This window comes from Mesorhizobium sp. M1142 (genome assembly GCF_040318565.1).
GTDB lineage: Bacteria > Pseudomonadota > Alphaproteobacteria > Rhizobiales > Rhizobiaceae > Mesorhizobium.
The window spans coordinates 65,787-80,365 of sequence record NZ_JAMYMK010000010.1 but is presented as its reverse complement, the minus strand read 5'-3'; the positions used below and the strand labels follow the sequence as shown (position 1 = coordinate 80,365).

13 protein-coding genes are annotated in these 14,579 nt (G+C 62.2%); 2 read left to right on the top strand and 11 right to left on the bottom strand.

All coding sequences use genetic code 11. The annotated features are described in order from the left end of the window. Positions 1 to 10: 10 nt before the first annotated feature. Genes NKH42_RS17955 through NKH42_RS17945 form a run of 3 tightly spaced genes read right to left on the bottom strand, consistent with a single transcriptional unit; the run spans position 11 to position 2,046 of the window. Positions 11 to 718 (bottom strand): Bax inhibitor-1/YccA family protein, encoded by a 708-nt coding sequence (locus tag NKH42_RS17955; RefSeq protein ID WP_254817208.1) that lies wholly within the window; start codon positions 716 to 718, stop codon positions 11 to 13. 24 nt (positions 719 to 742) lie between these two features. Next, a complete protein-coding gene (locus NKH42_RS17950; RefSeq protein ID WP_352736446.1) occupies positions 743 to 1,516 on the bottom strand; it encodes an anti-sigma factor family protein in 774 nt (257 codons plus the stop codon). Further along, positions 1,516 to 2,046, bottom strand: coding sequence for a sigma-70 family RNA polymerase sigma factor (locus NKH42_RS17945; RefSeq protein WP_352876799.1), 531 nt, complete (start codon positions 2,044 to 2,046; stop codon positions 1,516 to 1,518). The genes NKH42_RS17950 and NKH42_RS17945 overlap by 1 nt, the downstream gene beginning before the upstream one ends. A 211-nt stretch (positions 2,047 to 2,257) precedes the next feature. Here NKH42_RS17945 and NKH42_RS17940 point away from each other — a divergent pair, with 211 nt between their 5' ends. Both NKH42_RS17940 and mazG read left to right on the top strand, forming a co-directional pair. Beyond that, positions 2,258 to 3,442 carry an amino acid aminotransferase gene (locus tag NKH42_RS17940; protein WP_352689304.1) on the top strand — a complete coding sequence of 395 codons (1,185 nt, stop codon included), beginning with the start codon at positions 2,258 to 2,260 and terminating at the stop codon, positions 3,440 to 3,442. A 136-nt stretch (positions 3,443 to 3,578) separates the two neighbouring features. Further along, a complete protein-coding gene (gene mazG, locus NKH42_RS17935) occupies positions 3,579 to 4,403 on the top strand; it encodes a nucleoside triphosphate pyrophosphohydrolase (RefSeq protein ID WP_352689302.1) in 825 nt (274 codons plus the stop codon). Positions 4,404 to 4,409: 6 nt separating this feature from the next. Here mazG and hflX read toward each other — a convergent pair whose 3' ends face one another. The 8 genes from hflX to dusB form a co-directional block, all read right to left on the bottom strand. Continuing rightward, the gene (hflX, locus tag NKH42_RS17930) at positions 4,410 to 5,801 is read right to left on the bottom strand and encodes a GTPase HflX (protein WP_352689300.1); all 1,392 of its coding nucleotides are present in this window, start codon (positions 5,799 to 5,801) and stop codon (positions 4,410 to 4,412) included. Next, the gene (gene hfq / locus NKH42_RS17925; protein WP_006202172.1) at positions 5,802 to 6,047 is read right to left on the bottom strand and encodes an RNA chaperone Hfq; all 246 of its coding nucleotides are present in this window, start codon (positions 6,045 to 6,047) and stop codon (positions 5,802 to 5,804) included. It lies immediately after the preceding gene. Positions 6,048 to 6,192: 145 nt separating this feature from the next. Then, positions 6,193 to 7,056 (bottom strand): D-amino-acid transaminase, encoded by an 864-nt coding sequence (locus tag NKH42_RS17920; protein WP_352689299.1) that lies wholly within the window; start codon positions 7,054 to 7,056, stop codon positions 6,193 to 6,195. Positions 7,057 to 7,146: 90 nt separating this feature from the next. Continuing rightward, a complete protein-coding gene (gene ntrX, locus NKH42_RS17915; protein WP_352689297.1) occupies positions 7,147 to 8,508 on the bottom strand; it encodes a nitrogen assimilation response regulator NtrX in 1,362 nt (453 codons plus the stop codon). Next, complete coding sequence (locus NKH42_RS17910) at positions 8,498 to 10,792, bottom strand: sensor histidine kinase NtrY-like (protein WP_352689296.1); 2,295 nt, start codon at positions 10,790 to 10,792, stop codon at positions 8,498 to 8,500. Before NKH42_RS17910 ends, ntrX begins: the two co-directional genes overlap by 11 nt. A gap of 128 nt (positions 10,793 to 10,920) precedes the next feature. Beyond that, entirely contained in the window at positions 10,921 to 12,381 is a 1,461-nt protein-coding gene (gene ntrC / locus NKH42_RS17905) for a nitrogen regulation protein NR(I) (protein ID WP_352974332.1), read from the bottom strand. After that, positions 12,378 to 13,520, bottom strand: coding sequence for a two-component system sensor histidine kinase NtrB (locus tag NKH42_RS17900; protein WP_352507408.1), 1,143 nt, complete (start codon positions 13,518 to 13,520; stop codon positions 12,378 to 12,380). Before NKH42_RS17900 ends, ntrC begins: the two co-directional genes overlap by 4 nt. Next, a complete protein-coding gene (dusB, locus tag NKH42_RS17895; RefSeq protein WP_352689294.1) occupies positions 13,517 to 14,545 on the bottom strand; it encodes a tRNA dihydrouridine synthase DusB in 1,029 nt (342 codons plus the stop codon). The genes NKH42_RS17900 and dusB overlap by 4 nt, the downstream gene beginning before the upstream one ends. Positions 14,546 to 14,579 lie beyond the last annotated feature (34 nt).

Sequence of the window (14,579 nt, the reverse complement as noted above, 5' to 3'; positions counted from 1 at the left end):
CCGACGCCGGCTATTCGCGCTCGCCGGTGAAGTTCAACAGCAGTTGGAAGATGTTGATGAAGTTCAGATAGAGCGAGAATGCACCGAAGACAGCGAGCTTCTGCTGTGATTCCGCACCGAAGTTTTCCGCATACTGCTCTTTGATAGTCTGGGTATCCCAGGCGGTGAGGCCGATGAAGACGGCGATGCCGATCACCGAGATCGCGAACTGGAGCGCGGTCGAGCCCAGGAAGATATTGACGATGCTGGCGATCACCACGCCGATCAGGCCCATGATCAGGAACGACGAGAACTGCGTCAGGTCGCGTTTGGTCGTGTACCCGTAAAGGCTGGTCGCGCCGAACATGGTGGCGGCGATGAAGAAGGTGCGTGCGATGCTGGTGCCGGTAAAGACCAGGAACACGGAAGCCAGCGACAGCCCCATGACCGCGCAGAATGCCCAGAACATCGCCTGGGCGCCGGCCGCCGACATCGTCTGCATCCGGAAGGAGAACAAGAGCACAAAAGCCAGTGGTGCCAGCATAACCACCCATTTCAGCGGTGTGGAGAAGATCGGCACGTAAAGCGCGGGTGTGGAAGCCACCACGAACGCGATCACGCCCGTAACGACGAGGCCAAGGCCCATGTAGTTGTAGACGCGCAGCATGTGCCGGCGCAGGCCTTCGTCGTAGACGGCTCCGGCTCGGGCTCCGGCCCCGATATATCCGAGATTGTTCATGTGGTTCTCCTTCTTGAAGGTCGATCAGTAAAGCGTCTTGGCGAGCGCTTCGGCCGTGAGATCTATGCCTTGGATGTCGCTACGTGCGACGACCGCGTAGGCGACCTCGCCGATCTGGAAATAAGCTGAGGAAACGTCGCCCGAGGGAACGACAGTCGGCTTGACGACGTCGAATGTCCCGGGCCTGATTGCGAACAACGAGACCAGCCCCATCTCTTTCGTCTCGACAGCCATCTCGACGCTCGGGCCGAACTGCGATGGGTAGATCTGCACGTCGCGGACCGTCCAGTCCGCTGGCAGCGATGGCATAATGATCGCCGTCGCGGCGCGAACTTCGTCGGCATTGTAGCCGGGCGCTTCGGGTTGCGACGACATCGCCTCGCGCACGAGCGTCGTGCGGTGCGCCCGGACCGCGTCCTCCACATAGGCGGGCGGATGGGTCGAAGCGACGACTTCCGTCACCGATATCGGTCCGATGAGCCCGTTCGCAAGCCAGCCGGCAGCGACGAAGACAGCGACTGCCGCCGCTCGCTGCAAAGCACCAAGGACGCGGCCGCGCGCCAATCCCCGCTCCAGCCGCCGTGCGGCCTCGGCCGTCGAGGGCCGCGCCATGCCTTTCGATCCGGCAAGCGCCACGCGCAATTCGTCACGCATCCGCAGGTCGGACATCACCCGCGCGGCCGCGTCCGGGCGGGCCGAAAGGAACGCCTCGACCTCGATGCGGCGTGCCACGTCCAGCTGATCGTCGACATAGGCGTCGAGATCGGTGTCGGTCACGGGATCGCGCAGTTGGTTCATTATCGACCTCCGACGATCTTCAGATGGCCTTTCGCCCGTGCCGGTGCCGCGTCCTCCATCTCGCGGAGTGCCGCACGTGCCCTGCCGATGCGCGACATCAGCGTGCCAAGCGGCACGCCGCTAACCTCGGCCGCCTCGCTGTAGCTGAGCCCCTCGATGGCGACGAGATGCAGCGCGCAACGTTGCTCTTCCGGCAATGTGAAAAAAGCGTCGCGCACCTGTGCCAGACGGACCGAATGTTCCTGCGCAGCCTGGACGCTGGCCTCGGCGAGATAGCCGGCCTGTTCGATGCGCATTGCTTCGGATTTGCGGGATCGCAAGCCGTCGATGAACGCGTTGTGGACGATCGACAGCAGCCATACGCGAAGGTTTCCGCCGGAGCGGAAGCTGCCGCGTCGCTCATAGGCACGCACCAGCGCATCATGCACCAGATCCTCTGCATCGGCGCTGTCGCGTGTCAGCGAGCGTGCATAGCGGCGCAGTGAACCGAGCTGTCCCAGAATGTCGAAGCGTGGCATCGGCCGTTTCATGTCCTGTTTACGGAGCAGGTCGGAATTTTAATCCCGCTCGCCCGAATTTTTCGGCTCGCCGCGCTCTCTCTGGGAGATATCGCGCCTGCCCTCGCCCGGCAGATAGTATCGGCCGCCCTCGAGGCAAACCGACGCCGCGTTGGCGCATATGAAACTGCTGGCAAAGCACGGCCGGTTTGCGTATCACTCCGCCGCCAACGGAAACTTATCGATGTTCGAAAATCTCCAGCCCGCGCCTGCCGACAAGATCCTGGCCTTGATCGGCCTCTATCGCGCCGACCCGCGTCCCGACAAGGTCGATCTCGGGGTCGGCGTCTATAAGGATCGCGACGGCAAGACGCCGGTGATGCGCGCGGTGCGCGAAGCCGAAAAGCGGTTGCTGCAGGGCCAGGATACCAAGACCTATCTCGGCCTCGCCGGGGATACCGCCTTCAACGCGGCGCTGGCCAGGTTGGTGTTCGGCCCAGCCGCCGACATGACACGCATTTGTGCGGCACAGGCGCCTGGCGGCTCCGGCGCGCTGCGGCTGGTGGCAGAGCTGCTGAAAAGGACCCGCACCGACGCGATGGTCTGGCTGTCGGATCCGACATGGCCGAACCACACGCCGGTCATGCGCGCCGCTGGCCTGCAGACACGCGAATATCCCTATTTCGACGCTGCTTCTGGTGCGGTTCGCTTCGACGACATGCTGAATGCATTGAGAACCGCGAATCCTGGCGACGTCGTATTGTTGCATGGCTGTTGCCATAACCCGACGGGCGCCAATCTAGACATCCCGCAATGGGCTGCCATTGCCGATCTTGTCGTTGAGCGTGGTCTGCTGCCTTTTGTCGACATCGCCTATCAGGGCTTTGGCGACGGGCTTGATGCGGATGCCGCCGGCTTGCGCCTTCTGGCGGCAAAAGTTCCGGAAATGGTCGTTGCCTCGAGCTGCTCGAAGAACTTTGCCGTCTATCGCGACCGAGTCGGTGCAGCGCTGATCATGGCGAAAGACGGCGCGCAGGCGGATTTGGCGATGGGCCAGATGCTGTCGGCGGCACGTGCCATGTATTCGATGCCGCCGGACCACGGCGCGGCGGCGGTGCGCATCGTGCTCGAAGACTCCGCATTGCGTTCCGATTGGGAGGCAGAGCTTGAAGAGATGCGGCTGCGCATGCTGCGGCTGCGCGTCCAGTTCGCCGAGGCGCTGCGGCGGCAGTCCAACTCCGACCGTTTCGATTTCGTCGCCAGCCATCGCGGCATGTTTTCCCGGCTCGGCCTGTCGGAAGAGCAAGTCGAGCGGCTGCGCGCCGAGCATGGCATCTACATGGTCGGCGACAGCCGCATCAACGTTGCCGGGCTGCCCGAGGACGGCATGGATGCGCTCGCCAAGGCGATCGTCTCCGTGCTCGACTGATGCTTTTGCTAACTAGGATCTTCCGGAAACCGGCTTCCACTTTCGTATCATGGTCTGGCGACCCATCTGTGGACAAGGCGCCCTCACCGGCTGAAGCCGTTGGCCGCACAGCCGTGTACAGGATAGCGTTTCCCAGATGAAACCCTCGAAAGATATTTCCCGGCTGATCGAGATCATGGCAGCGCTGCGGGCGCCGGAAACCGGTTGCCCGTGGGATATCGAGCAGGACTTTTCGACAATCGCGCCATACACGATCGAGGAAGCCTACGAAGTGGCGGACGCCATTGCGCGCGGCGACCTCGACGATCTGCGGGATGAGCTCGGCGATCTCCTGCTGCAAGTGGTCTACCACGCGCAAATGGCCGAGGAGGCCGGCGAATTTTCATTCGGCGATGTGGTCCAGGCCATCACCACAAAAATGATCCGCCGCCACCCCCATGTCTTCGGCGACGACAAGGCGCGCAGCGCCGGCATGGCCAAGGGCATGTGGGAAAAGATCAAGGCAGAGGAAAAGGCGGTGAAGCGCAGTGCGCGCCTCACCCGTGGGCTCGACCCGGAAGACCATGGCAAGGGCTTTCTCGACAGCGTGCCGGTCGCGCTGCCCGCGCTGACCCGGGCGCTCAAGCTGCAGGAAAAGGCCGCCCGCGTCGACTTCGACTGGAGCGAGGCGGCACCGATCCTCGAAAAGATAGAGGAGGAGATCGGCGAATTGCGCGAAGCGCTGGCCAAAGGCGACAGCGCGCCGATCAAGGATGAGTTCGGCGACATGCTGTTTGCGGTCGTCAATCTCGGCCGGCACCTCAGAATTGATTCCGAAGCGGCACTCAGCGGCACCAACGAAAAATTCCGGTCGCGCTTCCACTATGTCGAGCGGACGCTGCAAGCGTCGGGAAACAGCCTCGAAGAGGCGACGCTGGACGAGATGGAAGCGCTCTGGCAGCAAGCAAAAAGTGCGAAGTAAAGGTCCCTACCCGTTGTTTTGACGGCGCAATCGGCTTTCGATCTCCTGCCGGGCGCTGTGCGTGGCCTTGAGCGCGATGGTCACGCTGCCATCCTCATTGTCATCACGCAAGACGATGTCGCCGTTGCGGTAAAGCCAGTCGACGACGGCGAGTTGGTCGGGCTTGAGCGTGACGGTGAACGTCTCCAGTTCGCCCGACATCATCGTCTCGATGATCGCCTTCAGCGCATCGATGCCCTCGCCGGTCACCGCCGATATGGCGATTGGCGGTGCCTTCTTGCCGTCAGCACCATCAGCAAGCAGCCGCGCCCGGTTGCCCTCGTCGAGCCGGTCGATCTTGTTCCATACTTCGATGACTCGCTTGCTATCGCGGGCATCGACGCCGAGATCGGCAAGGATGCGCTCGACATCTCCGGCCTGCGCGGCCGTATCGGGATCGGAGATGTCGCGCAGATGAATGACGAGGTCTGCCTCGACCACTTCCTCCAGCGTCGCCCTGAAGGCCGCGACCAGATGCGTTGGCAGGTCGGAAATGAAGCCGACCGTATCGGAAAGGATGATCGGCGTACCGTGCGGCAGGCGCACGCGGCGCAGCGTCGGGTCGAGCGTGGCAAACAGCATGTCTTCGGCCAACACCCCTGCTCCGGTTAGCCGGTTGAACAGCGTCGACTTGCCGGCATTGGTGTAGCCGACGATCGCCACCACCGGAAATGGCACCTTCTTGCGCTTGGCGCGGTGCAGGTCGCGGGTGCGGCGCACGGTTTCGAGCTCGTGCTTCAGCTTGGTGATCTTGTCCTGCAGCACACGCCGATCCGACTCGATCTGGGTCTCGCCAGGACCGCCGAGAAAGCCGGCGCCGCCGCGCTGGCGCTCGAGGTGGGTCCAGCTTCGGACAAGCCGGCCCTTCTGGTAGTTGAGATGGGCAAGGTCGACCTGCAGCGTGCCTTCTTTGGTGCGGGCGCGCTCGCCGAAAATCTCCAGGATCAGCCCGGTGCGGTCGAGCACCTTGGCGTTCAACTCTTTTTCGAGGTTGCGCTGCTGTACCGGGGTCAGCGGATGATCGACAATAACCACTTCCGCGTGGCCCTCTTTGACGATCTCGGCGAACTCCGCGACCTTGCCGCTGCCGAGCAGGGTCGCCGGACGTGGATCGTTGACGGTCACCACCGCCGTGTGGACCAGGTCAAGGTCGATGGCGCTGGCGAGGCCGACCGCCTCGTCGCGACGGGCCTCGGCGGAACGGGTCAGGCGCGGACGATTGGTATCGTCGTCGCCACGCGGCTGCCGGGTAAGCACCGGCACGATGACGACCGCCCGGGTCGGACCGTTCGCCTCTGTCCCGGTCTGATGTGCTGGTTTTCCGCGAACGCTGCGGTCCGCGTCTTTCTCACGTGCCAATCAGGCGCCCTGGCTTTCCTCACCATCGAACATCTGAACCGGCTGGCTCGGCATGATCGTGGAAATAGCGTGCTTGTAGACAAGCTGGGAATGGCCGTCGCGACGCAGCAGAACGCAGAAATTATCGAACGAAGTGACCACGCCGGTCAGCTTCACGCCGTTGATGAGAAAGATGGTGAGTGGGTTTTTGCTCTTGCGAACTGAATTCAGGAACAGGTCCTGAAGATTTTGCGATCGTTCCGCCATTGTTCTTGTCTTTCGCCGATCCCCTTCGGTTTGCAGGCCAATGCGCCAAATTAGCCGGCACATGTCAAGCACGCAAACACCATCTTGCCGTCAGTAACGACAAGCAGAACGAGATATATTGATGTTCATTCCATCTGTGCGGTTATCAGGCTGGACTTTTTTCCGCAACGTCAAAAAAGGCCTGCCGTAATGAAACTGTTATCGAGCCCGGGTGGCCGTTGGCGACGGGAGCGCCATCGATCGCCACCACCGGCATGGCAATCGTGGTTGCAGAACTGATGAAAACCTCGCGCGCGGCCTTGGCTTCGGCAACCGAAAAGCCGCGCTCCTCAATCTTCAGGCCAAGCTTGGCGGCGACATCGAACAGTGTCGTGCGGGTGATGCCGCGCAGGATGCCGTGCTCGGCGGGCCGTGTCACCAGCACGCCGTCCCTGGTGATGATCCACGCGTTCGACGATCCACCTTCCTTGACGGTACCGTCAACATCAACGAACCAGGCCTCCTGAGCGCCGGCTTCCTTGGCTTTCTGCTTGGCCAGCACGTTCGGCAGCAGGCCGACCGACTTGATATCGACCCGATCCCATCGGTTCTCCGGCACCGTGATGACCCGGATCCCGCTCTCGGCCCGCTTCGCGGCAACTGCAGGATCGGCTTTTTTGGCGATCACCACCAGTGACGGCTTCGTGCCCGCCGGCGGGAAGAAAAACTCGCGGCTGGCGACGCCGCGTGTCACCTGGACGTAGATCAGACCGTCGACGACATGGTTGCGGCGCACCACCTCACGCATGACGAGCGGCAGCACGCCGCGCGTGATCGGCCAATCGATCGAGAGTTCGGTAAGTGAGCGGTTCAATCGAGCGAGATGGCGCGGCATGTCGACGATGAAGCCTCGTGCCACCTCGCAGACCTCGTAGACGCCATCGGCGAATTGATAGCCACGGTCTTCGATATGCACCGAAGCTTCGGCGTGAGCGACATAGCGCCCGTTAACATAGGCAATGCGCGGCATGGCAAATCCCTGGAAGAAGTCCCAGCTTTCTTATGCGATTCCAAGGACCGCAGTAACCGATAATTGCGTGGGCCACGACTGGTTTGGCTGTCAGACGCCCAGCGACTTCAGCTTGCGGTGCAATGCAGAGCGTTCCATGCCGATAAACTCTGCCGTCTTCGAGATGTTGCCGCCAAAACGGTTGATCTGGGCGATCAGATAATCCTTTTCGAATTGTTCGCGTGCTTCACGCAGCGGCAGCGCCATTATGTGCTGATCGGACTTGTTTGGAGTGCGCGGCATGACGTCGCCGATCTCGGCAGGCAAGAGGTCGGCGGTGATCGGCGCATCGACATCGTCGCCACGCGCCAGGATCATCAGACGCTCAACATTGTTTCGCAACTGCCGAACGTTGCCCGGCCAGTTGTGCGCCTGCAGCACCGCCAGCGCGTCGTCGCCGATGCGACGCGGCTTGATGCCGGCCTGGCGAGCGATCTGCTTCATGAAATTGTCGACCAGATAAGGAATGTCCTCGCGACGCTCGGCCAGTCCCGGCACCATGACCGGAACCACGGCCAGGCGATGATAAAGGTCCTCACGGAAACGGCCGTCGGCGATCATGGCTTCGAGGTTCTGCGAGGTCGACGAGATGATGCGCACGTCGACCTTGACCCGCTTGGTGCCCCCTACCCGCTCGAACTGCTGTTCGACCAGCACGCGCAGGATCTTGTTTTGCGTCTCGCGCGGCATGTCGGCCACTTCATCGATGTAGAGAATGCCGCGATGGGCTTCCTCCAGCGCGCCGACCTTGCGTTCGACGCCGTTCGATTCGGTGCCGAACAGCTCGATCTCCATACGCTCAGGCGTGATGTTGGCGGCGCTCAGCGTCACAAAAGGTGAACTCTTGCGCGCCGACAATGCGTGGATGGCGCGCGCCGCCAGTTCCTTGCCCGAGCCGGAGGGGCCGATAATCATGACGCGGCTGTTGGTCGGCGCGACGCGCTCGATGGTCTGGCGCAATTGGCTCATTGCGGACGACATGCCGATGAGGTCGAAAGTCTCGCCGCTGCGCAACTTGAGATCCGAAACCTCGCGTCTCAATTTGGACGTTTCAAGCGCCCGTTCGGCAATAAGGATCAGCCTGTCGGCCTTGAACGGCTTTTCAATAAAATCATAGGCGCCGCGGCGGATGGCCGAGACCGCCGTTTCGATATTGCCGTGGCCCGAGATCATCACCACCGGCAGGTTCGGGTGCATCGTCTTGATCTCGTCCAGCAGAGCGAGGCCATCGAGCCGCGAGCCCTGCAGCCAGATGTCGAGGAAGATCAGCCGGGGTGCTCGGTCGGCGACCGCCGCCAGCGCGCTGTCGGCGTCAAACGCCGTGCGTGTTTCGTGACCTTCGTCGCTCAGGATACCGGCGACGAGTTCGCGGATGTCTTCCTCGTCATCGACGATGAGAATATCAGACGCCATTACCGACCTTTTCAGTTTCTTTTTCGTGTTCTGTCTTGCCCTCGCCGCGTATCGGAACTGTGGCGGCAACCGGCAGGATGATGCTGATCATTGCACCCCGCCCATCGTGGAAGTCCGCTGGTGCATCGTGCAATTCGAGTCGCCCGCCATGGTCCTCCACGATCTTCTTGACGATAGCGAGGCCAAGCCCGGTGCCTTTCTCGCGTGTCGTCATGTAAGGCTCGAGCAAGCGCTGCCGGTTTTCGCGCGGCAAGCCCCTGCCGTTGTCGATGACGTCGATTCGAATCGCGCCATTCTGACGCCCGGCTTGAATCCGGATTATGCCGTGCGGACGATCCTCTGCATCAAGTCCGTCGATGGCTTCGGCAGCATTCTTGATGACGTTGCCGAACGCCTGCGCCATCAGGCGGCTGTCGAACGTGCCTTTGAGCGGCTCATTGCCGAAGACGCGCTCGAAGGTGATGTCGGCGCGGCTTACTTCGACCAGGAACGAGGCCTCGCGCAACGAATCGCGCAGATCGATTGCCTTCATTTCCGGTTTCGGCATGCGGGCGAACGCCGAGAACTCGTCGACCATGCGGCCGATGTCCTCCACTTGCCGGATGATGGTGTCGGTGCATTGATCGAAAACCTCACGGTCCTCGGTGATGACCTTGCCGTAACGGCGCTTGATGCGCTCGGCCGAAAGCTGGATCGGCGTCAGCGGGTTCTTGATCTCGTGGGCGATGCGCCGCGCCACGTCGGCCCATGCAGAGGAACGCTGTGCCTGGACCAGATCGGTAATGTCGTCGACTGTCACGACGTAGGACTTATCCTCCGAATCCTCCGAACCGTCGTCGCCGGCTTCAATAGTGATCTGCACGTTGAAGGTCCGTTCGGTGCCGGCACGATAGAAGGTGACCTGTTCGCGATAGACCGGCTTGCCCGATTTGCGGCCGATCTCGAAAACGCGGCCGACATGCGGCAGCACCGCGGAAAGGTTCTGCCCAAGCGCTGCCGGAGCGGATATGGCCAGCATCGTTTCGGCCGAACGGTTGACGATGGTGACGATGCCATATGGATCGACGCCGATGACCCCGGCGGTGACGCCGGCAAGCACCGCCTCCGAAAAGCGCCGCCGCTCGTCGATCAAATCCTTGGCCGACAGGATCTCGTTGCGCTGCGATTTCAGCTCCATCAGCATCTTGTTGAAGGTGTCGCCGAGCGAGGCGACGTCACCGTCGGAGGGGCGGACAGGCACGGCTACGTCGAGATTGCCGGTAGCGACCTCGTCGGCGGCGCCGATGAGCTGACGAATCGGCCGCACCAGGCGGTCGGCCACCGCAATGCCGGTCCAGATGGCGGACAGGATAATGATCAGCGTCAGCGACAAATAGGGAAGCGCGAAAGCCACTTGCGAGGTGCGGCGATTGTCTTCGAGACCGCGATATTCGGCTGTGTTGGATTTGACGATCTGCCGCGCCTTGATCACCTCGGGATCGACGAGGCGGATGGTGTAAAGATAGAGGCCGTCGATCTCGCGCAGCTTGACGATGGCACCCATGATGTTACGGGTGCGCGGTTCTATCAGCACCGGCTTGCCGTCTGCAGCGCTTGCCACGGCGCCCTCAGGCGGCTCTGGCATGGCAAAGTCCGCGTCGGTCTTGGCGCTCATGACGAAGGAACCATCGGGCTTGATGAGTGCTGCGTGCGCCAGCGAGCGACCCACCGCCTCCTTGTTCATGAGGTCGAGGAAACCGGTACGATCGAGGCCGTAAAGCGTGCGCGAAGCGTCGAGGTCGTAAGCCATCGACAACGTCGTGCCCTGAAGATTTCGCGCGTTTTCCTGCACATAGGCGTCAGCGATCGACAACGACGAATTGACGATCGTCTTGGTGCGGATCTCGAACCAGCGGTCGAGGCCGATGTCGAGCGTGATCGACGCGATGATCGCCACCATGATCGCGGGGATGGCGGCGACCAGGGCAAACATCGCTACTATGCGCACATGCAGGCGCGACGCAGCCTTGCCATGTCGTCGTGCCATCAGGATGCGGTGCACCTCGCGGCCGACCAGCAAGATCAGAAACAGGACGAACGCCGCATTAAGTGCAATCAGCGCCAGCGTCGTCCTCGCGTCGGGTGTGATCGGCGTCGCGCCGACCAGAATGGCGAAGGAGATCGCTGCCGTCACCAGCGCACCGGCAATGGCGATCACGCCCGGCAGCGCAAGCAGCCGGCGACCGTCTCGCGCGCCCGTATTGCTGAAAAGCGATTTGCTCAGTGTCGGTGCGTGCAGGGCCATGTCGCCGTCTAGAGCCAGTGATTGCGTCGGATGTATGCAACGCATTGTGGCGATTATGCAACAATTGTGGCCGAGACGGAAATCTTTCGGCAATCGATCCCCTGGAAAGCGCTCGTAAAGGGATTCGTCTAGACCTGCCTGGACGATTTGTAGACGTTGACGCCGAGTTCGCGAATCTTCTTGCGCAGCGTGTTGCGGTTGAGCCCCAGCAATTCGGCAGCCTTGATCTGGTTACCGCGCGTTGCGGTCATCGAGGCGAGGACCAGCGGATATTCGACCTCGGAGAGGATTCGCTGATAGAGCCCGGCCGGGGGCAGGTCGCCGGCAAACGAGGCAAAATAGCGTTGCAGGAAATGCTCCACCGCCTGGCCGATGGAAAGGTCGTCGGGAATGAGGTTGCCGCCACCTGGAACGACAGGCCTTTCGCCGGTCTTCAACTCCGCCTCGATGATCTCGGCGGAAATCTCGTCCTGCGAATACAGTGCGGCCAGCCTGCGAATGAGGTTTTCGAGTTCGCGCACATTACCGGGCCATGGGTAGCGCTTCATCAGCTCGATGCCGCCGGTGGAAATGCGCTTGGTCTGCAAGCCTTCACTGACGCCGAGCTTGAAGAAGTGGCGGACGAGGTCCGGAATGTCCTCCGACCGCTCGCGCAGCGCCGGCAACCTGAGCGGCACAACGTTCAAGCGGTAGAACAGGTCCTCGCGGAAAAGCCCCTGATTGATCAGTGTGCGCAGGTCCTTGTTGGTGGCAGCGACGATGCGCACGTCGGTCTTGATCGGCGTGCGGCCGCCGACCGTGGTGTATTCGCCCTGCTGCAACACACGCAGCAGCCGCGTCTGCGCTTCCATCGGCATATCACCGATCTCGTCGAGGAAGAGCGTGCCGCCTTCGGCCTGCTCGAAACGGCCGGTGGAGCGGTTCTGCGCGCCGGTAAAGGCACCCTTCTCGTGCCCGAACAATTCCGATTCGATCAGGTCGCGCGGGATCGCCGCCATGTTGATGGCGACGAAGGGACCGCCTCGGCGGCGGCCGTATTCATGCAGCGCGCGCGCCACCAGTTCCTTGCCGGTACCCGACTCGCCGCTGATCATGACCGTCAGGTCGGTCTGCATCATGCGCGCCAGCATGCGGTAGATGTCCTGCATGGCCGCCGAGCGGCCGACCAGCGGCATCGTTTCCGGCGGCTCGTCGGCCCGCGTATCGATCTTCGGCCGCCGCGGCTCGGAAAGAGCGCGGTTGATGATGTTGAGCAGCTCCGTCAGGTCGAACGGTTTCGGAAGATACTCGTAGGCCCCGGTTTCGGAGGCACGAATTGCTGTCATGAACGTGTTCTGCGCGCTCATGACGATGACCGGCAGTTCCGGTCGCGCCTTCTTGATGCGCGGCAGCATGTCGAAGGCGTTCTCGTCAGGCATGACAACATCGGTGATAACCAGATCGCCCTCGCCCGCCGCAACCCAGCGCCACAGCGTCGAAGCGTTGGAGGTGACACGCACGTCGTGGCCGACGCGCGAAAGCGCCTGGTTGAGGACAGTGCGGATGGCCGCATCGTCGTCGGCGACGAGAATATTGCCGCGAACGGTCATTTGCGGTCTCCTTCACCGTCGTCTTCCGTGCCAAACTGGGTTTCTTTCCACGCCGGCATCAGGATGCGGAAAGTGGTGCCGCGCGGGGTCGATTCGCATTCAATGATGCCGCCATGCTCGCCGACGATCTTTGCGACCAGCGCCAGACCGAGACCGGAGCCGTTCGGCTTGGTGGTGATGAAGGGATCGAACAGGATCGGCAGGATATCTTCGGAGACACCCGAACCGTTGTCACGCACGCAGAATTCCAATGGCAGCGACACGCGGTCCTGCGTTCCGGGCACGGAAACACGGATGCCCGGGCGGAAGGCGGTCGACAGCATGATCTCGCCCTGCGGATCGCTGCCGATCGCCTCGGCGGCATTTTTTACCAGATTGAGAAACACCTGGATGAGCTGGTCGCGATTGGCAAAGACCGGAGGCAATGATGGATCATAATCCTCTAATATCTTGATCCGCTTGGCAAAACCGTTCTTGGCGATTGCTTTGACATGGTCGAGCACGACATGGATGTTGACAGGGTAGCGGTCGATCGGCCGCTCGTCCGAAAACACCTCCATGCGGTCGACCAGCGAGACAATGCGGTCGGTCTCGTCGGTGATCAGCCTGGTCAGTGCGCGATCCTCGTCGGACGCCGACAGTTCAAGCAGCTGCGCGGCTCCACGAATGCCGGACAGCGGGTTCTTGATCTCATGGGCAAGCATCGCGGCGAGGCCGGTAACCGAGCGTGCCGCGCCGCGATGCGTCATCTGCCGGTCGATCTTGTCGGCCATTGAGCGTTCCTGGAACATCACCACGACCGAGCCTGGAAATTCCGTCACTGGTGCGACGTAGAGGTCGACCACCTTCTCGATGCCGAGACGTGGCGACGACACGTCGACCCGGTATTCGTTGACCGGCGCCCGGCGCTCGCGCACCTGGTCGACAAGCGTCAGCAGCGGGCTGCCGAAAGGAATGAGCTTGTGCAGCGTGTTGCGGGCGAGCATCGTGGCGCTCGACCGGAAAAAATCCTCGGCATCGGCATTGGCGAAGGTGATGAAACCTTGCGGATCGACCATGATCACCGGCCGGCGAATGGTGTTGAGCACAATATGCGCGGCGTCCGCCATATCCGTGCTCTGTGTGACGGTGGCGTTCATGCCGCACTCCGCAGGTTCGCCGCTTCGGGAGCGGTTGAAAACATGTCACGCAGCAACGCAATGACACGCCCAGGCTCGAAAGACGTGAGTATGGCCTTGCGCCGGTCGTCGCTTGTGCCGCCGGCGTGGCGGTCGAGATACCAGCCGAGATGCTTGCGCGCCTGGCGCAATCCGCTTTCCACGCCATAGAGCGTCAGCATGTCTTCGTAATGGGCAATGACGTAGTCGCCCAGCGCTTGCGGGCTGGCCGGCATGCCGGCTACCGGCTCGGCCAGCGCGGCCGCTACAATGCTGCCGGCCGTCCAAGGCGCGCCATAGTGCGCGCGGCCGATCATCACCGCGTCGGCGCCGGACTGGTCGAGGATCGACGCTGCCTCCGCCGGCGAGCCGACATCGCCATTGGCAACGACGGGGATCGAGACGGCCTGCTTGACACGTGCGATGGCACGCCAGTCGGCCGTGCCCTGATAGAACTGGCAACGTGTGCGGCCGTGCACCGTCACCATCATCACCCCGGCCTGCTCGGCGCGTCGCGCCAGCATCGGCGCGTTGAGCGCGCCTTCGTCCCAGCCGAGCCGCATTTTGACCGTGACCGGCACGTCGACCGCGCCGACTACCGCTTCGATCAGCGACAGCGCGTGGTCGAGGTCTCGCATCAGTGCCGAACCGGCATAGCCGCCCGTCACCTTTTTGGCCGGACAGCCCATGTTGATGTCGATGATGTCGGCGCCTTCGCCGACCGCGATTCGCGCGCCCTCGGCCATGTGCATCGCTTCGCGGCCGGCAAGCTGGACCATGTGGACAGGCAGCCCGGAATGACGGATGCGCAGGCCCGAGCCAGCCCTGCCCTTTGCAAGCTCACCGCTCGCCACCATTTCCGAAACTACCAGCCCGGCGCCATGCGCATGGGCGCGCTGCCGGAACGGTTCGTCGGTAATGCCCGACATCGGCGCGAGAAACACGCGGTTGTGGATTCTCACGCCACCCACGTCCAGCGGTGAAGCCAATTTGGTCACATCAGGCATGCACAAAAACCAAGCATCTTCTATTGCTGCACAT

What these genes read in the sequence shown, in the direction of transcription:
- NKH42_RS17955 (WP_254817208.1), bottom strand. Translation starts at nt 718, where the DNA reads ATGAACAATCTCGGATATATCGGGGCCGGAGCCCGAGCCGGAGCCGTC.
- NKH42_RS17950 (WP_352736446.1), bottom strand. Translation starts at nt 1,516, where the DNA reads ATGAACCAACTGCGCGATCCCGTGACCGACACCGATCTCGACGCCTAT.
- NKH42_RS17945 (WP_352876799.1), bottom strand. Translation starts at nt 2,046, where the DNA reads ATGAAACGGCCGATGCCACGCTTCGACATTCTGGGACAGCTCGGTTCA.
- NKH42_RS17940 (WP_352689304.1), top strand. Translation starts at nt 2,258, where the DNA reads ATGTTCGAAAATCTCCAGCCCGCGCCTGCCGACAAGATCCTGGCCTTG.
- mazG (WP_352689302.1), top strand. Translation starts at nt 3,579, where the DNA reads ATGAAACCCTCGAAAGATATTTCCCGGCTGATCGAGATCATGGCAGCG.
- hfq (WP_006202172.1), bottom strand. Translation starts at nt 6,047, where the DNA reads ATGGCGGAACGATCGCAAAATCTTCAGGACCTGTTCCTGAATTCAGTT.
- NKH42_RS17920 (WP_352689299.1), bottom strand. Translation starts at nt 7,056, where the DNA reads ATGCCGCGCATTGCCTATGTTAACGGGCGCTATGTCGCTCACGCCGAA.
- ntrX (WP_352689297.1), bottom strand. Translation starts at nt 8,508, where the DNA reads ATGGCGTCTGATATTCTCATCGTCGATGACGAGGAAGACATCCGCGAA.
- NKH42_RS17910 (WP_352689296.1), bottom strand. Translation starts at nt 10,792, where the DNA reads ATGGCCCTGCACGCACCGACACTGAGCAAATCGCTTTTCAGCAATACG.
- ntrC (WP_352974332.1), bottom strand. Translation starts at nt 12,381, where the DNA reads ATGACCGTTCGCGGCAATATTCTCGTCGCCGACGACGATGCGGCCATC.
- NKH42_RS17900 (WP_352507408.1), bottom strand. Translation starts at nt 13,520, where the DNA reads ATGAACGCCACCGTCACACAGAGCACGGATATGGCGGACGCCGCGCAT.
- dusB (WP_352689294.1), bottom strand. Translation starts at nt 14,545, where the DNA reads ATGCCTGATGTGACCAAATTGGCTTCACCGCTGGACGTGGGTGGCGTG.